This is a genomic window from Shigella sp. SIG6 (assembly GCF_053555815.1).
In genome coordinates this window covers 1-17,567 of sequence record NZ_JBQZXC010000022.1, presented here as the reverse complement: position 1 = coordinate 17,567, position 17,567 = coordinate 1, and the positions used below count along the sequence as shown (strand labels likewise).

The window sequence follows — 17,567 nt, the reverse complement described above, 5'->3', positions numbered from 1 at the left end:
CTTATTTATAACTTGTATTGTCACATGCAAATCATCATAGTTTCGAATGAAAGTTAATGCGAGGTGGTTATGGCTTCTACTTTTACCAGCGACACATTGCCTGCCGATCACAAAGCAGCTATCCGTCAGATGAAGCACGCGCTGCGGGCGCAGCTTGGCGATGTCCAGCAGATCTTTAATCAGCTAAGCGATGACATTGCCACGCGAGTGGCTGAAATCAACGCACTCAAAGCACAGGGCGATGCCGTCTGGCCGGTGCTGTCTTATGCCGATATCAAAGCAGGTCATGTTACTGCAGAGCAGCGCGAACAGATTAAACGTCGCGGTTGTGCGGTGATAAAAGGCCATTTCCCCCGCGAACAAGCGCTAGGCTGGGATCAGTCGATGCTGGACTATCTGAACCGCAACCGCTTTGACGAGGTCTACAAAGGCCCCGGCGATAATTTCTTCGGGACGCTCAGCGCTTCACGTCCCGAGATTTACCCCATCTACTGGTCGCAGGCGCAAATGCAGGCCCGCCAGAGTGAAGAAATGGCGAATGCGCAGTCGTTTCTCAATCGTCTGTGGACATTTGAAAGTGATGGAAAGCAATGGTTTAACCCGGATGTGAGCGTCATCTACCCTGACCGTATCCGCCGCCTTCCGCCCGGAACGACCTCCAAAGGTCTTGGAGCGCATACCGACTCCGGGGCGCTGGAACGCTGGCTGCTTCCAGCGTATCAGCACGTTTTCGCCAACGTCTTTAATGACAATCTGGCGAAATACGATCCCTGGCATGCGGCACATCGTACGGAAGTTGAAGAGTACACGGTGGACAACACCACCAAATGTTCCGTGTTTCGGACATTCCAGGGCTGGACTGCGCTCTCGGATATGCTGCCTGGTCAGGGGTTGCTGCACGTCGTGCCCATTCCTGAAGCCATGGCGTACGTACTGTTACGTCCGCTGCTTGATGATGTGCCGGAGGATGAACTGTGCGGCGTAGCGCCCGGAAGAGTGTTGCCGGTATCAGAGCAATGGCATCCACTGTTAATTGAGGCGTTAACCAGCATTCCAAAACTCGAGGCCGGAGACTCCGTCTGGTGGCACTGCGACGTCATCCATTCCGTTGCCCCCGTTGAAAATCAACAGGGGCAACGTGATGTACATTCCTGCGGCACCGATGTGCGAGAAAAATCTTGCCTACGCGCACAAGGTGAAGGCCGCACTGGAAAAAGGCGCATCGCCGGGCGACTTCCCGCGCGAGGACTATGAAACAAACTGGGAAGGACGCTTTACGCTTGCCGACCTCAACATTCACGGTAAGCGAGCGTTGGGCATGGATGTTTGAGAGTTAATGGAAGTGAATTGATGTGGGATTAAGAAAATCGATTCGACGTTACTCAGATTGCTGACAAGTGCGCTTTCTTAATGCCTGATGCGGCGTTAATGCCTTATCCGGCCTACAAAGTCCTGCAGATTCAATATATTACAGGTACTGCGTAGGCCTGATAAGCGTAGCGCATCAGGCTATTTTGCATTTATCATCAGCCGTCGTCACCCCGACAGTATCGGGGTGACGGATAATCACTTACTCGATCCCTTTACTACGCAGGTAATCTTCGTAATTACCGCTAAAGTCGATCACGCGTTCCGGGGTGATTTCCAGAATGCGGGTCGCCAGGGAGCTTACGAACTCACGGTCGTGTGAAACAAAGATCAGCGTGCCCTGATACAGTTCCAGCGCCATGTTCAGTGACTCGATGGATTCCATATCCAGGTGGTTGGTCGGTTCGTCCATGATCAGAATGTTCGGCTTCTGCATCATTAACTTACCAAACAGCATCCGCCCTTTTTCCCCACCGGAAAGCACTTTAGCTGGCTTTTTGATGTCGTCCTGGCTGAACAGCAAACGACCGAGAATGCTGCGTACCGCCTGCTCGTCATCGCCTTCCTGCTTCCACTGACTCATCCATTCGAACACGGTCAGATCATTTTCAAACTCATATTCGTGGTCCTGGGCGTAGTAACCAATGCGCGCGTTTTCAGACCATTTTACGGTGCCGCTGTCCGGTTGCAGATCGCCCACCAGCGTTTTCAGCAGCGTTGATTTACCGACGCCGTTGGTACCCAGTACCGCAAGTTTTTCACCGACCTCCAGCAGCAGGTTGAGATTTTTAAACAGTGGACCGTTATCAAACCCTTTGGTCAGACCTTCCACTTCCAGCGCGTTACGGAACAGTTTCTTATCCTGTTCAAAACGGATGAACGGGTTCTGACGGCTGGAGGCTTTCACCTCTTCCAGTTTGATTTTATCAATCTGGCGCGCGCGCGAAGTTGCCTGGCGAGATTTCGAGGCGTTGGCGCTAAAGCGGCTAACGAAAGATTGCAACTCAGCAATCTGCGCTTTCTTCTTGGCGTTATCGGCCAGCAGACGTTCACGCGCCTGGGTCGCCGCCGTCATGTACTCATCGTAGTTACCCGGATAAACGCGCAGCTCGCCGTAATCCAGATCCGCCATGTGGGTACAGACCATGTTAAGGAAGTGACGGTCGTGCGAGATGATGATCATGGTGCTGTCACGCTCGTTCAGCACCTGTTCCAGCCAGCGAATGGTATCGATGTCGAGGTTGTTGGTCGGTTCGTCGAGCAGGAGAATATCCGGCTCAGCAAACAGCGCCTGCGCCAGAAGCACACGCAGCTTCCAGCCAGGAGCTACTTCACTCATCGGGCCGTAGTGCTGTTCCACTGGAATTCCCACGCCAAGCAACAGTTCACCGGCGCGAGCTTCCGCAGAGTAACCGTCCATTTCGCCGTATTTCACTTCCAGATCGGCCACTTTATAGCCGTCTTCTTCACTCATTTCCGGCAAAGCATAGATGCGGTCGCGCTCCTGCTTCACTTCCCACAACTCTTTATGCCCCATGATCACCGTATCCAGCACAGTGAACTCTTCAAAGGCAAACTGATCCTGACGCAGCTTACCAATGCGCTCGTTGGGATCGAGGGAAACGTTACCCAGCGTCGGCTCAAGGTCGCCGCCGAGAATCTTCATAAAGGTGGATTTACCACTACCGTTCGCGCCAATCAGGCCGTAACGGTTGCCGCCGCCGAATTTGACGGAAATGTTTTCAAACAACGGCTTACTGCCGAACTGCATGGTGACGTTACTGGAAACTAACACAGGCGTATCCTGAAAAGAGATATGACAAACCGCGCATTATGCCATAAGTCTGAAAGAAGATCCTGCTCCTCGCTTAAGGTCTACACTCAAGCCAAAGGCAAAAAATGTGATTTCGTACACATCTGATTTCACTGTGAGCTGGAATGAACTTATAATGCGCTTCCAATACTCTAATATTCTCAACCCAATGGCCTGCCAGGCACAAAATCTCGCTTAACATGAATATGAAATTGAAAACATTATTCGCAGCGGCCTTCGCTGTTGTCGGCTTTTGCAGTACCGCCTCTGCGGTAACTTATCCTCTGCCAACCGACGGGAGTCGCCTGGTTGGTCAGAATCAGGTGATCACCATTCCTGAAGGTAACACTCAGCCGCTGGAGTATTTTGCCGCGGAGTACCAGATGGGGCTTTCCAATATGATGGAAGCGAACCCGGGTGTGGATACCTTCCTGCCGAAAGGCGGTACTGTACTGAACATTCCGCAGCAGCTGATCCTGCCGGATACCGTTCATGAAGGCATCGTCATTAACAGTGCAGAGATGCGTCTGTATTACTATCCGAAAGGGACCAACACCGTTATCGTGCTGCCGATCGGCATTGGTCAGTTAGGCAAAGATACGCCTATCAACTGGACCACCAAAGTTGAGCATAAGAAAGCAGGCCCGACCTGGACGCCGACCGCCAAAATGCACGCAGAGTACCGCGCTGCGGGCGAACCGCTACCGGCTGTCGTTCCGGCAGGTCCGGATAACCCGATGGGTCTGTATGCACTCTACATCGGTCGCCTGTATGCTATCCATGGCACCAACGCCAACTTCGGTATCGGCCTGCGTGTAAGTCATGGTTGTGTGCGTCTGCGTAACGAAGACATCAAATTCCTGTTCGAGAAAGTACCGGTCGGTACCCGCGTACAGTTTATTGATGAGCCGGTAAAAGCGACCACCGAGCCAGACGGCAGCCGTTATATTGAAGTCCATAACCCGCTGTCTACCACCGAAGCCCAGTTTGAAGGTCAGGAAATCGTGCCAATTACCCTGACGAAGAGCGTGCAGACAGTGACCGGTCAGCCAGATGTTGACCAGGTTGTTCTTGATGAAGCGATCAAAAATCGTTCCGGGATGCCGGTTCGCCTGAATTAATCGTCAAAACGTAAAACAAAGGCGGACTCATAATCCGCCTTTTTTATTTGCCAGACCTTACCAGGCCGGGATCATAACTAACAAAACGTATCCCACCAGCGCCGCCCACAACAGCATCGGTATTGAATAGAGATGGAAACGCCACCAGATGCGGCGATCGTTCGCCATACGTAGCGCAATCAAATTTGCCAGCGATCCTGGTAATAAACCAAAGCCCCCCACGTTTACCGCCCATGCCAGTAATAAAGACGGAGGTACATAATTGAGCAGCAAAATGGTACTCGGCACGTTACTGATCACCTGCGATAAACCGACTGCCGTTAACCATAACCCGGGTTCAGATAAATGACTCACGTTACCCAACACGCCTTGCAACGCTGGAAGCTGGGTCAGTAAATGGACGTCGATAAACATCGCCATAAACACCAGCAGCAACGTCCAGTCCACACTCAACACCACGCGACGCGCCAGCAGCACAAAGCCCGCCGCCACAATCACCAGTCCCCACAGCTCTTGTTTGAACTCCAGCGCCGTCAGAAAGACAATATACAGCCCCAGACAATTCCACACCAGCCGCGGTTTCCACTCCGGTGTTTGCACCCCCGTATGGTATTGCAGCGCCTTTCCAGGGAAACAACACCAGCACAACAGCAGGAGTGTCAGCATCATTGCGCCAGCCAGCGGTGCCATTTGGGCAATAAATCCGGCAAACGAAAGACCAGAACGTCCCCAGATAAGAATATTTTGCGGGTTGCCAATTGGCGTCAGTAGCGAACCAGCGTTGACTGCCAGCGCCTCAAAAATAATCAGCCGATTAACCGGGATCTCACACAGTCTTTTTAGCGTGATAGTCAGCGGAACAACAATAAACAGCGCGACATCGTTGGTCAGAAAGGTAGAAAGCAGCGCCGCCGCCAGCACCATAAACATCGCCAGCCGACGCTCCGTAGCAAAGCGGCGCACCATTTTGCGCCCCAGCACATCAAAATAACCGCTTAACTCCACACCTTTGGTCAGCAGCATCAGGCCGCTTAAGGTGATGATGGTGTGCCAATCGATAGCAGCAGGCCAGGATTTCGGTGCAAAGGGCACGAAAAAGCTTAATCCGATACCAACAAGAATTAATAACTGAAAAAAACGATCGCCTTGCAGCGTGCGTAAAAAAGGCAGGCTCATTTGGCACCGTGTTTCTGGGTAAACAAACGAAAAGCGTCGAGCGTCTCTTCACTAACATGGTGCTCCATGCCTTCCGCGTCGCGACGGGCGATTTCCGGACTGACGCCCAACACCAACAAGAAATTTTCGACTATCTGATGTCGCACGCGGCTTTCCTGCGCCAGCTTCTCTCCTTCTGCCGTTAAAAACACGCCACGCCAGGGGATCATTTCAATCAGCCCCATGGTTGCCAGCCGCTTAAGCATTTTAGCCACCGTCGGTTGCGAAACTCCCAGACGAGCAGCCATGTCCACCTGACGAGCTTCCCCCACTTCCCTGATCAAGTCAGAAATCAGCTCAACGTAATCATCAATAAGCTCGCGCCGATGCGCCTCTCTGACCTGGCGGAACCCTTCAACGTGCTCTTCCACGTTCACTAACTGCGTCACTTTTTTTGCTGTTGGCGTACCTGCGCGACGACTCATTGTGCTTCCTCATTATGGTGACGCATACATAGCGTTCTCATTTCGTGCGCACATTGTAAACCAGAGTTGCGAAGGTACAAAAAATTAACGTTTTAGCAATAGCTATATAATATAGCCTGTGCTATATCTGTATGTAATGCAATCATCCCTCAAGGATCGACGGGATTAGCAAGTCAGGATGTCTTATGAATGAGTTCAAGAGGTGTATGCGCGTGTTTAGTCATTCTCCCTTTAAAGTACGGTTAATGCTGCTCTCTATGTTGTGCGATATGGTCAACAACAAACCGCAGCAAGATAAACCTTCAGATAAATAGCGGCGTCGCGGTACGCCGCTTCACTCCTGCTTTTATGCAGGCATAACGCGTTTTGGTCTGAAAAAACCCACTTTTTGTCGGATTTGCAATCCCCTTCGCAAAAGATTTGTTCGTCAGTAGTTGACCTGAACGGCGGCTCGCTCTATCTTCTTGCTGCCCTGCGTATATTGCGGCTCGCGGATGCGGACCCCTTTCCCCTCTTCACGCACTCTTGCAGGTATTGACCCTTGACGCCAGGGTAAGCACATGGCGTTTGTTACGATAGTGGCATATGAATTTAACCCTCAAAGAATCGCTTGTTACCCGTAGCCGGGTATTTAGCCCGTGGACTGCGTTCTACTTTTTACAGTCGCTATTAATTAACCTCGGCTTAGGTTACCCCTTCAGTTTGCTCTACACCGCTGCGTTTACGGCTATTTTGCTTTTGCTATGGCGAACATTGCCTCGCGTACAAAAAGTTCTGGTCGGTGTCAGTTCGCTGGTGGCGGTTTGTTATTTCCCTTTTGCTCAGGCCTACGGCGCGCCTAATTTCAATACATTGCTGGCATTGCACTCCACCAATATGGAAGAGTCGACCGAAATCCTGACGATTTTTCCGTGGTACAGCTACCTGGTCGGCTTATTTATTTTTGCGCTCGGCGTAATAGCAATCAGGCGAAAAAAAGAGAATGAAAAAGCGCGCTGGAATACCTTCGACAGCCTGTGTCTGGTATTCAGTGTGGCGACATTTTTTGTTGCTCCCGTGCAAAACCTGGCCTGGGGTGGCGTATTTAAACTGAAAGATACTGGCTATCCGGTATTTCGTTTTGCTAAGGATGTCATCGTCAATAATAACGAGGTGATTGAAGAGCAAGAACGGATGGCAAAACTTTCCGGAATGAAAGATACCTGGACGGTCACTGCCGTTAAGCCGAAGTATCAGACCTATGTGGTAGTGATCGGTGAAAGCGCGCGTCGCGATGCCCTCGGTGCCTTTGGCGGTCACTGGGACAATACCCCGTTTGCCAGCAGCGTTAACGGTTTGATATTTGCTGACTACATTGCCGCCAGTGGCTCTACGCAGAAATCGCTTGGCTTAACGCTCAATCGCGTAGTCGATGGCAAACCACAGTTTCAGGGTAACTTTGTCACCCTGGCAAATCGCGCGGGCTTCCAGACCTGGTGGTTTTCCAACCAGGGCCAAATCGGCGAATACGATACTGCTATCGCCAGCATCGCCAAACGTGCAGATGAAGTGTACTTCCTGAAAGAAGGTAATTTTGAAGCAGATAAAAACACGAAAGACGAAGCGTTACTGGATATGACCGCTCAAGTGCTGGCGCAAGAGCACTCGCAACCGCAGCTGATTGTTCTGCATCTGATGGGCTCGCATCCGCAGGCCTGCGACAGGACACAAGGCAAATACGAAACCTTTGTGCAATCGAAAGAAACGTCGTGCTATCTCTATACCATGACGCAAACGGACGATTTACTGCGCAAGCTGTACGATCAGTTACGCAACAGCGGCAGTAGCTTCTCTCTGGTTTACTTTTCTGACCACGGTCTGGCCTTTAAAGAGCGCGGCAAAGACGTGCAATACCTTGCCCATGATGATAAATATCAGCAAAATTTCCAGGTGCCTTTTATGGTCATTTCCAGCGGCGATAAAGCGCATCGGGTGATTAAAGCCCGCCGCTCAGCCAATGACTTCTTAGGCTTTTTCTCGCAGTGGACGGGAATTAAAGCGAAGGAAATAAATATCAAATACCCGTTTATATCTGAGAAGAAAGCCGGGCCGATATACATCACCAACTTCCAGTTACAGAAGGTGGATTACAACCATCTCGGAACCGATATTTTCGACCCGAAACCTTAAAAACAAAAATCCGCCCCGAGAGGCGGATTTTTTATATCACCAAAGTGATTAGAAGCGGTAACCAACACCGGCAATCCAGGTGCCTACGTCAACGCTACGAATACGGCTCTGCTCGTAAGAGAAGTCCAGAGCAACGTTTTCCATCGGGTTGAACTGCAGACCAGCACCGTAGGAGAAACCGTAGTCGCTGGTGTCGTGTTTGTAGGTCGGGTATTCAGTGGTCTGGAATTTACCATAACCCACACCCACTACACCGTAGATGCTTGCCCAGTCGTTAATGCGGTAAGCCGGACCAGCAGTGATGCCGTAGTACTGGTTTTTGTTGTAGTCACCAGAGCTTGCAGTACGGCTTTTCTCGGTGTAAGTGAAAGAACCGATCACACCCAGCGGGCTGTTGTCTTCTTCATAGCGGTATTTCAGGTTGAAACCGCCCATTTTGTTCATTTGGCCCTGAGCGTCGCTCTGTGCGTAACCGCCAGTTACGGTAGAAGTCGCAGCTACGGAAGTACCTGCGGTGAAAGCCAGAACTGCGGCCAGTGCTGAAAGACATGCAATTTTTTTCATAACCACCTCAAATGTGATTCAAATAAGTCCTAAGTTTTAAATATATCAAAAATTAATGGGAAACTCTTCGCGATTTGTGATGTCTAACGGGCCATTTCATGTAACAGAACGTTTCCATACACCGCTATCCATCTAAATTTAAATCACTTTTTCAGAGAACTGCGTAAGTATTACGCATGTTTTCCCTGTCATTCATCCAGATTATTCCTAATCACCAGACTAATGATTCCATCAATCCTGGCGCATTTTAGTCAAAACGGGGGAAAATTTTTTCAACAAATGCTCAACCAGCATTGGGTATATCCAGTACACTCCACGCTTTACTTAAGTCTAGATATTTGTGGGAGAAAGGATGCCTGGTTCATTACGTAAAATGCCGGTCTGGTTACCAATAGTCATATTGCTCGTTGCCATGGCGTCTATTCAGGGTGGAGCCTCGTTAGCTAAGTCACTTTTTCCTCTGGTGGGCGCACCGGGTGTCACTGCGCTGCGTCTGGCATTAGGAACTACATTTTAAGTGGGCAACGCGCAGGAGCGGAACATGGCCCTGCGACGGTGGCAATTGGTTCGTTGATTGCAGCGTTAATTTTCGTGCCAATTGGAGCGCTTCAGGCTGGTGAAGCACTCTGGCACTGGTCGGTTATTCCATTGGGTCTGGCTGTCGCTATTCTCTCGACCGCTCTGCCTTATTCGCTGGAAATGATTGCCCTCACCCGTTTGCCAACACGGACATTTGGTACGCTGATGAGCATGGAACCGGCGCTGGCTGCCGTTTCCGGGATGATTTTCCTCGGAGAAACACTGACCCCCATACAGCTGCTGGCGCTCGGCGCTATCATCGCCGCTTCAATGGGGTCTACGCTGACAGTACGCAAAGAGAGCAAAATAAAAGAATTAGACATTAATTAAATTTACATTTCTGTATGGTTATGCATAACCATGCAGAATTTCTCGCTACTTTTCCTCTACACCGTCTTTATATATCGAATTATGCAAAAGCATATTTATTCCGAAAATTCCTGGCGAGCAGATAAATAAGAATTGTTCTTATCAATATATCTAACTCATTGAATCTTTATTAGTTTTGTTTTTCACGCTTGTTACCACTATTAGTGTGATAGGAACAGCCAGAATAGCGGAACACATAGCCGGTGCTATACTTAGTCTCGTTAATTACTGGGACATAACATCAAGAGGATATGAAATTATGAGTACCGCTAAATTAGTTAAATCAAAAGCGACCAATCTGCTTTATACCCGCAACGATGTCTCCGACAGCGAGAAAAAAGCAACAGTAGAGTTGCTGAATCGCCAGGTTATCCAGTTTATTGATCTTTCTTTGATTACCAAACAAGCGCACTGGAACATGCGCGGCGCTAACTTCATTGCCGTACATGAAATGCTGGATGGCTTCCGCACCGCACTGATCGATCATCTGGATACCATGGCAGAACGTGCCGTGCAGCTGGGCGGTGTAGCTCTGGGGACCACTCAAGTTATCAACAGCAAAACCCCGCTGAAAAGTTACCCGCTGGACATCCACAACGTTCAGGATCACCTGAAAGAACTGGCTGACCGTTACGCAATCGTCGCTAATGACGTACGCAAAGCGATTGGCGAAGCGAAAGATGACGACACCGCAGATATCCTGACCGCCGCGTCTCGCGACCTGGATAAATTCCTGTGGTTTATCGAGTCTAACATCGAATAAATCCATCGCTGATGGTGCAGAACTTTAGTACCCGATAAAAGCGGCTTCCTGACAGGAGGCCGTTTTGTTTTGCAGCCCACCTCAACGCACTTATTTAGTGCATCCATCTGCTATCTCCAGCTGATTAAGTAAATTTTTTGTATCCACATCATCACACAATCGTTACATAAAGATTGTTTTTTCATCAGGTTTTACGCTAAATAATCACTGTGTTGAGTGCACCATTTTAGCGCACCAGATTGGTGCCCCAGAATGGTGCATCTTCAGGGTATTGCCCTATAAATCGTGCATCACGTTTTTGCCGCATCTCGAAAAATCAATGAGTTGCAAAACTGGCACGATTTTTTCATATATGTGAATGTCACGCAGGGGATCGTCCCGTGGATAGAAAAAAGGAAATGCTATGAAGTCTGTATTAAAAGTTTCACTGGCTGCACTGACCCTGGCTTTTGCGGTTTCTTCTCATGCCGCGGATAAAAAATTAGTTGTCGCGACGGATACCGCCTTCGTTCCGTTTGAATTTAAACAGGGCGATAAATATGTGGGCTTTGACGTTGATCTGTGGGCTGCCATCGCTAAAGAGCTGAAGCTGGATTACGAACTGAAGCCGATGGATTTCAGTGGGATCATTCCGGCACTGCAAACCAAAAACGTCGATCTGGCGCTGGCGGGCATTACCATCACCGACGAGCGTAAAAAAGCGATCGATTTCTCTGACGGCTACTACAAAAGCGGCCTGTTAGTGATGGTGAAAGCTAACAATAACGATGTGAAAAGCGTGAAAGATCTCGACGGGAAAGTGGTTGCTGTGAAGAGCGGTACTGGCTCCGTTGATTACGCGAAAGCAAACATCAAAACTAAAGATCTGCGTCAGTTCCCGAACATCGATAACGCCTATATGGAACTGGGCACCAACCGCGCAGACGCCGTTCTGCACGATACGCCAAACATTCTGTACTTCATCAAAACCGCCGGTAACGGTCAGTTCAAAGCGGTAGGTGACTCTCTGGAAGCGCAGCAATACGGTATTGCGTTCCCGAAAGGTAGCGACGAGTTGCGTGACAAAGTCAACGGCGCGTTGAAAACCCTGCGCGAGAACGGAACTTACAACGAAATCTACAAAAAATGGTTCGGTACTGAACCGAAATAATAACGCTACACCTGTAAAGCGCACTGGCAGTTCCCTCTCCCCCTTGGGGAGAGGATTAGGGTGAGGGGCGCAAACCCACTCCGGGGCCATTAATTACCCTGAATTTGATTATTTACACCACGGTAACAGGAACAACATATGCAGTTTGACTGGAGTGCCATCTGGCCTGCCATTCCGCTTCTGATTGAAGGTGCCAAAATGACCCTGTGGATTTCGGTCCTCGGTCTGGCTGGCGGTCTGGTAATCGGATTGCTGGCAGGTTTTGCACGCACCTTCGGTGGTTGGATAGCCAACCACGTCGCGCAGGTCTTTATTGAAGTGATCCGCGGCACACCTATCGTCGTCCAGGTGATGTTTATCTATTTCGCCCTGCCGATGGCGTTTAACGACTTACGCATCGACCCATTTACTGCGGCGGTGGTCACTATCATGATCAACTCCGGCGCGTACATTGCGGAAATCACGCGTGGTGCGGTGCTGTCTATCCACAAAGGTTTTCGTGAAGCAGGACTGGCGCTCGGTCTTTCACGTTGGGAAACCATTCGCTACGTCATTTTACCGCTGGCACTGCGTCGTATGCTGCCTCCGCTGGGTAACCAGTGGATCATCAGCATTAAAGACACCTCGCTGTTTATTGTTATCGGCGTGGCGGAACTGACCCGTCAGGGGCAAGAAATTATTGCCGGTAACTTCCGCGCCCTTGAGATCTGGAGCGCCGTGGCGGTGTTCTATCTGATTATTACCCTGGTGCTGAGCTTTATTCTGCGTCGTCTGGAAAGAAGGATGAAAATCCTGTGATTGAATTTAAAAACGTCTCCAAGCACTTTGGCCCAACCCAGGTGCTGCACAATATCGATTTGAACATTGCCCAAGGCGAAGTCGTGGTGATTATCGGGCCGTCCGGTTCCGGTAAATCGACCCTGCTGCGCTGCATCAACAAACTGGAAGAAATCACCTCCGGCGATCTGATTGTCGATGGCCTGAAGGTTAACGCTCCGAAAGTTGACGAGCGCCTGATTCGCCAGGAAGCAGGTATGGTGTTCCAGCAGTTTTACCTCTTCCCGCATCTAACGGCGCTGGAAAACGTCATGTTTGGTCCGCTACGCGTGCGTGGCGCGAACAAAGAAGAGGCGGAAAAACTGGCGCGTGAGCTGCTGGCGAAAGTCGGTCTGGCAGAACGTGCACATCACTACCCTTCCGAACTTTCTGGTGGTCAACAGCAGCGTGTGGCGATTGCCCGCGCGCTGGCGGTGAAGCCGAAAATGATGCTGTTTGATGAACCGACTTCCGCTCTTGACCCGGAACTGCGCCATGAAGTGCTGAAGGTTATGCAGGATCTGGCTGAAGAAGGGATGACGATGGTGATCGTGACCCACGAAATCGGTTTTGCCGAGAAAGTAGCTTCGCGGCTGATCTTTATCGACAAAGGCCGGATTGCGGAAGATGGCAATCCGCAGGTGTTGATCAAGAACCCGCCGAGCCAGCGCTTGCAGGAATTTTTGCAGCACGTCTCTTAATAAGACACATTGCCTGATGCGCTACGCTTATCAGGCCTACAGGATATCTGGCAACTTATTAAAATTGCATGAACTTGTAGGACGGATAAGGCGTTCACGCCGCATCCGGCAAAAAAGCCCGCACGTTGTCAGCAACCTGCTTAATATCCCTTCCTCCCTTTCACCCGAAAGGGAGGCACACCAGATTCCTCTCATTTAAAATCGCCCCTCCCCCAGCATCTATACTTATCTTTTTGCTCTGTTTTCTCACTGGAGGAGTCATGCGGTGGATCCTGTTCATCCTCTTCTGCCTGCTGGGCGCACCTGCCCACGCGGTATCCATACCCGGCGTTACAACCACAACGACAACGGACTCAACGACTGAACCGGCCCCGGAACCGGATATCGAACAAAAAAAAGCGGCCTATGGCGCACTGGCGGATGTGCTGGATAACGACACCTCGCGTAAAGAGTTGATCGACCAGTTGCGTACTGTCGCCGCGACGCCCCCTGCGGAACCGGTCCCGAAGATCGTGCCGCCGACGCTGGTTGAAGAGCAAACCGTGCTGCAAAAGGTCACCGAAGTCAGCCGCCATTATGGTGAAGCCCTTTCCGCCCGCTTCGGGCAACTTTATCGCAATATCACCGGCTCCCCGCATAAGCCATTTAATCCACAAACCTTCAGCAATGCGCTGAGCCATTTTTCAATGTTAGCGGTATTAGTTTTTGGTTTTTACTGGCTGATTCGCCTGTGCGCACTGCCGCTGTATCGCAAAATGGGTCAGTGGGCGAGGCAAAAAAATCGTGAGCGCAGCAACTGGTTGCAGCTTCCGGCGATGATTATTGGGGCGTTTATTATCGACCTGCTGTTACTGGCCCTGACATTATTTGTCGGCCAGGTATTAAGCGACAACCTGAATGCAGGCAGTCGTACCATCGCTTTCCAACAAAGTTTGTTTCTCAACGCCTTTGCCCTGATTGAATTTTTCAAAGCCGTACTACGCCTGATTTTTTGCCCAAACGTGGCGGAGCTGCGCCCGTTCACGATTCAGGACGAGAGCGCCCGTTACTGGAGTCGTCGCCTGAGCTGGTTAAGCAGCCTGATTGGCTATGGCCTGATTGTGGCCGTGCCGATTATCTCTAATCAGGTGAATGTACAGATAGGTGCGCTGGCGAACGTCATCATTATGCTGTGCATGACCGTCTGGGCGTTGTACCTGATCTTCCGAAATAAAAAAGAGATTACCCAGCATTTGCTCAACTTTGCGGAGCATTCGCTGGCTTTTTTCAGCCTGTTTATCCGCGCCTTTGCGCTGGTGTGGCACTGGCTGGCAAGCGCCTATTTTATCGTGCTGTTTTTCTTTTCGTTGTTCGATCCGGGCAACAGTCTGAAATTTATGATGGGTGCAACGGTGCGCAGCCTGGCGATTATTGGTATCGCAGCGTTTGTTTCCGGTATGTTTTCCCGCTGGCTGGCGAAAACCATCACCCTCTCGCCACATACTCAGCGTAACTATCCGGAGCTACAAAAACGGCTGAATGGCTGGCTTTCGGCGGCGCTGAAAACGGCGCGTATTCTGACCGTCTGCGTGGCAGTAATGTTGCTGTTGAGCGCATGGGGATTGTTCGATTTCTGGAACTGGCTGCAAAACGGCGCGGGGCAGAAAACCGTAGATATCCTGATCCGCATCGCACTCATTCTTTTCTTCTCGGCGGTTGGCTGGACGGTGCTCGCCAGTTTGATCGAAAACCGGCTGGCTTCGGATATTCATGGCCGCCCGCTACCCAGCGCCCGTACGCGTACCCTGCTGACGCTGTTCCGTAACGCGCTGGCGGTGATTATCAGTACCATCACCATCATGATTGTGTTGTCGGAAATCGGCGTCAATATCGCGCCATTGCTGGCAGGTGCCGGGGCATTAGGTCTGGCTATCTCGTTTGGTTCGCAAACGCTGGTAAAAGATATTATCACCGGGGTATTTATTCAGTTTGAAAACGGCATGAACACTGGAGATTTGGTGACTATCGGGCCGTTGACCGGCACAGTGGAACGGATGTCGATTCGCTCCGTGGGCGTGCGCCAGGATACCGGGGCGTATCACATCATTCCGTGGTCTTCGATAACCACCTTTGCTAACTTCGTCCGCGGTATTGGTTCGGTAGTGGCAAACTACGATGTTGATCGCCATGAAGATGCTGATAAAGCCAATCAGGCACTGAAAGATGCGGTAACGGAATTGATGGAAAACGAAGAAATTCGCGGGCTGATTATTGGTGAACCGAACTTTGCCGGGATTGTCGGCTTAAGCAATACCGCGTTTACACTGCGTGTTTCGTTCACCACGCTGCCACTCAAACAGTGGACGGTACGCTTTGCCCTCGACAGCCAAGTGAAAAAACATTTCGACCTGGCGGGCGTTCGCGCGCCAGTGCAGACTTATCAGGTGCTGCCTGCTCCGGGCGCGACCCCGGCTGAACCGCTGCCGCCGGGGGAGCCAACGCTTTAACGTTGGCGATTAACAAAACGGCGGCGCTGCTCGTCGTTCATAAAGGTCCAGGCAATAAAGCGACTCTGCTTTTGCCCCTGGGCCATCTCTTTTTTTACCACCTTCACCGCGCCCACGTCGGTCAGAGCACGATACAACGGCGGTAAGTTTTCACCACGAGATACCAGCGAGGTAAACCACATCACCTGCTTCGCGAAGCCTTTGCTCTCTTCAATCATCTTTTTGATAAAGTTGACTTCACCGCCTTCACACCACAACTCCTGTTGCTGACCACCAAAGTTCAGTGCATCGTCTTTGTTCAGCCCCAGGTTACGGCGTTTACGCTCACTACCTGCCCGCGCCGCAGCGGCGGAATCGTGGAATGGCGGGTTACACAAGGTCGCGTCGTATTGCTCGTTTTTGTGGATGATGCCGTTAAAAATCGCCCCACTCTCTTTTTGCCGACGCAGACGAATGGCGCGGTTAAGCCCCGGATTAGCACTGATAATCGCCTGCGCACTGCTTAACGCCTGGCTGCTGGTTTCACTACCGCTAAAACGCCAGCCATATTCATGTACGCCAATCAGCGGATAAATACAGTTCGCACCAACGCCGATATCCAGAATGCTGGCATTCGCTGGAATTGTTCCGCTTGCTTCAGCCAGTAAATCGGCAAGGTGATGAATATAATCCGCCCGGCCCGGTACTGGTGGGCAGAGAAAACCGTCGGGGATATCCCAGTTCGCTACGGCGTAAAAATGGGCCAGCAATGCCTTATTGAGCGCCTTCACCGCCAGCGGATTGGCAAAGTCTACGCTTTGCTCCCCTGCGGGTGTAAGCGTGAGGAATTGCCTGAGTTCAGGATTGACCTGACAAAGCGTGGCGAGATCGTAGCGGCTGTGATGACGGTTGCGCGGATGCAACCCCGGTTTCTGGGCGGACATAGCATTCTCCTTTAAGCAGCGGCGTAAGATACCCGCATAACGCGACAGGGTAAATATCTGGCTGCGTTTATCATTCCCCAAAACCTTAACATGGCTATGGTTTATGGCAATTCATCATAAAAATCAGCATTATGCATGTCATTGATTTGTCTTATTTTGTAAAAATATATCGTTCAAAAAATAAGCATATCTCTGTCAATTTTTTGCGTCATTTGCATCGCGCAGGCGACCTACACTTATCAGGCACTACCCGTTGTATTTATGAGGATGTCATTATGAAAAAGTGCCTCACACTACTGATTGCCACCGTCCTGAGCGGAATCTCTCTCACGGCTTATGCCGCGCAACCGATGAGTAACCTGGACAGCGGTCAGCTACGGCCCGCCGGTACCGTTTCGGCAACTGGCGCATCAAACCTAAGCGATCTGGAGGATAAACTGGCAGAAAAAGCGCGCGAACAAGGCGCGAAAGGTTATGTCATTAATTCCGCAGGCGGAAATGACCAGATGTTCGGTACTGCAACCATCTACAAATAACCCCACCAACGTAACTGCATTCGCCTCTGGATGCAGTTTTCGCCTGTTTTGTAATCAAAAAACATCAAATATGAACGCAATGTAAATAAATGTATTTCTTTTTCGCGCAATGGGTGATAGAAAATCGCGCCAAGTGATAATGCTTATCAAAATTATTATCACTTGCACGAACACTATCACGGGATTAACAGTGGCATCGCATCCGCAGAGATGCTTTCTCGTGGCAGTGAAAATTTCAACATATAAGAAAAAGTCACCTGCAAAATGGAAAACAATCGCAATTTCCCTGCCAGACAATTTCATTCGCTCACGTTCTTTGCCGGTCTTTGTATTGGTATTACGCCTGTGGCACAGGCACTCGCCGCCGAAGGGCAAGCTAACGCGGATGACACGCTGGTTGTCGAAGCATCAACGCCTTCGCTTTATGCGCCACAACAATCTGCCGATCCGAAATTCTCGCGTCCGGTAGCGGATACTACCCGCACGATGACGGTGATTTCTGAACAAGTGATTAAAGATCAGGGCGCAACCAACCTTACCGACGCGCTCAAAAACGTCCCCGGCGTGGG

At 50.6% G+C, this 17,567-nt stretch carries 16 protein-coding genes and 2 pseudogenes; 12 read left to right on the top strand and 6 right to left on the bottom strand.

What is annotated here, in order from left to right; translation table 11 throughout:
* Positions 1 to 69: 69 nt before the first annotated feature.
* Positions 70 to 1,330: pseudogene (locus ACUU1M_RS06040) on the top strand (DUF1479 domain-containing protein).
* 240 nt (positions 1,331 to 1,570) lie between these two features.
* Here ACUU1M_RS06040 and ACUU1M_RS06035 read toward each other — a convergent pair.
* Complete coding sequence (locus ACUU1M_RS06035; RefSeq protein ID WP_000961469.1) at positions 1,571 to 3,163, bottom strand: ABC-F family ATPase; 1,593 nt, start codon at positions 3,161 to 3,163, stop codon at positions 1,571 to 1,573.
* A 218-nt stretch (positions 3,164 to 3,381) separates the two neighbouring features.
* Here ACUU1M_RS06035 and ldtB point away from each other — a divergent pair, with 218 nt between their 5' ends.
* The gene (ldtB, locus tag ACUU1M_RS06030) at positions 3,382 to 4,302 is read left to right on the top strand and encodes a L,D-transpeptidase (RefSeq protein ID WP_001056377.1); all 921 of its coding nucleotides are present in this window, start codon (positions 3,382 to 3,384) and stop codon (positions 4,300 to 4,302) included.
* A 57-nt stretch (positions 4,303 to 4,359) separates the two neighbouring features.
* Here the strand turns inward: ldtB and ACUU1M_RS06025 are convergent, their stop codons facing one another.
* On the bottom strand, positions 4,360 to 5,478 hold the full coding sequence (locus ACUU1M_RS06025; RefSeq protein ID WP_000056433.1) for an anion transporter: 1,119 nt from the start codon (positions 5,476 to 5,478) through the stop codon (positions 4,360 to 4,362).
* Positions 5,475 to 5,942 (bottom strand): manganese-binding transcriptional regulator MntR, encoded by a 468-nt coding sequence (gene mntR, locus ACUU1M_RS06020; RefSeq protein ID WP_000091022.1) that lies wholly within the window; start codon positions 5,940 to 5,942, stop codon positions 5,475 to 5,477. The genes ACUU1M_RS06025 and mntR overlap by 4 nt, the downstream gene beginning before the upstream one ends.
* A gap of 185 nt (positions 5,943 to 6,127) precedes the next feature.
* Between mntR and mntS the strand changes: the two genes are divergently transcribed.
* Positions 6,128 to 6,256, top strand: a complete 129-nt coding sequence (gene mntS / locus ACUU1M_RS06015) for a manganase accumulation protein MntS (protein WP_001001761.1) — start codon at positions 6,128 to 6,130, stop codon at positions 6,254 to 6,256.
* Positions 6,257 to 6,527: 271 nt separating this feature from the next.
* A complete protein-coding gene (gene opgE, locus ACUU1M_RS06010) occupies positions 6,528 to 8,111 on the top strand; it encodes a phosphoethanolamine transferase (protein ID WP_001054699.1) in 1,584 nt (527 codons plus the stop codon).
* Between the two features lie 48 nt (positions 8,112 to 8,159).
* On the opposite strand, the gene ompX is transcribed toward opgE, so the two are convergent.
* Together ompX and ACUU1M_RS06000 are read right to left on the bottom strand one after the other, a co-directional pair.
* Positions 8,160 to 8,675: an outer membrane protein OmpX gene (ompX, locus tag ACUU1M_RS06005; protein WP_001295296.1), complete on the bottom strand. Its 516-nt coding sequence runs from the start codon at positions 8,673 to 8,675 to the stop codon at positions 8,160 to 8,162.
* A 52-nt stretch (positions 8,676 to 8,727) separates the two neighbouring features.
* Entirely contained in the window at positions 8,728 to 8,793 is a 66-nt protein-coding gene (locus ACUU1M_RS06000) for a protein YliM (protein WP_120795379.1), read from the bottom strand.
* Between the two features lie 234 nt (positions 8,794 to 9,027).
* On the opposite strand from ACUU1M_RS06000, the pseudogene ACUU1M_RS05995 reads away from it, so the two are divergent.
* From ACUU1M_RS05995 to ybiO, 6 genes and pseudogenes are all read left to right on the top strand, one after another.
* Positions 9,028 to 9,584: pseudogene (locus tag ACUU1M_RS05995) on the top strand (EamA family transporter).
* A gap of 298 nt (positions 9,585 to 9,882) precedes the next feature.
* Entirely contained in the window at positions 9,883 to 10,386 is a 504-nt protein-coding gene (dps, locus tag ACUU1M_RS05990; protein WP_000100800.1) for a DNA starvation/stationary phase protection protein Dps, read from the top strand.
* A gap of 403 nt (positions 10,387 to 10,789) precedes the next feature.
* A complete protein-coding gene (gene glnH, locus ACUU1M_RS05985) occupies positions 10,790 to 11,536 on the top strand; it encodes a glutamine ABC transporter substrate-binding protein GlnH (RefSeq protein WP_000843866.1) in 747 nt (248 codons plus the stop codon).
* A 138-nt stretch (positions 11,537 to 11,674) separates the two neighbouring features.
* The gene (gene glnP, locus ACUU1M_RS05980) at positions 11,675 to 12,334 is read left to right on the top strand and encodes a glutamine ABC transporter permease GlnP (RefSeq protein WP_152028889.1); all 660 of its coding nucleotides are present in this window, start codon (positions 11,675 to 11,677) and stop codon (positions 12,332 to 12,334) included.
* Entirely contained in the window at positions 12,331 to 13,053 is a 723-nt protein-coding gene (gene glnQ, locus ACUU1M_RS05975; RefSeq protein ID WP_000569074.1) for a glutamine ABC transporter ATP-binding protein GlnQ, read from the top strand. The genes glnP and glnQ overlap by 4 nt, the downstream gene beginning before the upstream one ends.
* Positions 13,054 to 13,313: 260 nt before the next feature.
* A complete protein-coding gene (gene ybiO / locus ACUU1M_RS05970; protein ID WP_119179742.1) occupies positions 13,314 to 15,539 on the top strand; it encodes a mechanosensitive channel protein in 2,226 nt (741 codons plus the stop codon).
* Here the strand turns inward: ybiO and rlmF are convergent.
* On the bottom strand, positions 15,536 to 16,462 hold the full coding sequence (gene rlmF, locus ACUU1M_RS05965; protein WP_005073741.1) for a 23S rRNA (adenine(1618)-N(6))-methyltransferase RlmF: 927 nt from the start codon (positions 16,460 to 16,462) through the stop codon (positions 15,536 to 15,538). The genes ybiO and rlmF overlap by 4 nt on opposite strands.
* A 275-nt stretch (positions 16,463 to 16,737) precedes the next feature.
* On the opposite strand from rlmF, the gene mcbA reads away from it, so the two are divergent.
* Both mcbA and ACUU1M_RS05955 read left to right on the top strand, forming a co-directional pair.
* A complete protein-coding gene (mcbA, locus tag ACUU1M_RS05960) occupies positions 16,738 to 16,998 on the top strand; it encodes a DUF1471 family periplasmic protein McbA (RefSeq protein WP_000710619.1) in 261 nt (86 codons plus the stop codon).
* Between the two features lie 264 nt (positions 16,999 to 17,262).
* Positions 17,263 to 17,567, top strand: a 305-nt coding sequence (locus ACUU1M_RS05955; protein ID WP_020231564.1) for a TonB-dependent receptor plug domain-containing protein, incomplete at its 3' end; no start/stop codon positions are given.

Bases quoted from the DNA above. Each gene is read 5' to 3' on its own strand.
- ldtB (WP_001056377.1), top strand. From the start codon at position 3,382: ATGAATATGAAATTGAAAACATTATTCGCAGCGGCCTTCGCTGTTGTC.
- ACUU1M_RS06025 (WP_000056433.1), bottom strand. From the start codon at position 5,478: ATGAGCCTGCCTTTTTTACGCACGCTGCAAGGCGATCGTTTTTTTCAG.
- mntR (WP_000091022.1), bottom strand. From the start codon at position 5,942: ATGAGTCGTCGCGCAGGTACGCCAACAGCAAAAAAAGTGACGCAGTTA.
- mntS (WP_001001761.1), top strand. From the start codon at position 6,128: ATGAATGAGTTCAAGAGGTGTATGCGCGTGTTTAGTCATTCTCCCTTT.
- opgE (WP_001054699.1), top strand. From the start codon at position 6,528: ATGAATTTAACCCTCAAAGAATCGCTTGTTACCCGTAGCCGGGTATTT.
- ompX (WP_001295296.1), bottom strand. From the start codon at position 8,675: ATGAAAAAAATTGCATGTCTTTCAGCACTGGCCGCAGTTCTGGCTTTC.
- dps (WP_000100800.1), top strand. From the start codon at position 9,883: ATGAGTACCGCTAAATTAGTTAAATCAAAAGCGACCAATCTGCTTTAT.
- glnH (WP_000843866.1), top strand. From the start codon at position 10,790: ATGAAGTCTGTATTAAAAGTTTCACTGGCTGCACTGACCCTGGCTTTT.
- glnP (WP_152028889.1), top strand. From the start codon at position 11,675: ATGCAGTTTGACTGGAGTGCCATCTGGCCTGCCATTCCGCTTCTGATT.
- ybiO (WP_119179742.1), top strand. From the start codon at position 13,314: ATGCGGTGGATCCTGTTCATCCTCTTCTGCCTGCTGGGCGCACCTGCC.
- rlmF (WP_005073741.1), bottom strand. From the start codon at position 16,462: ATGTCCGCCCAGAAACCGGGGTTGCATCCGCGCAACCGTCATCACAGC.
- mcbA (WP_000710619.1), top strand. From the start codon at position 16,738: ATGAAAAAGTGCCTCACACTACTGATTGCCACCGTCCTGAGCGGAATC.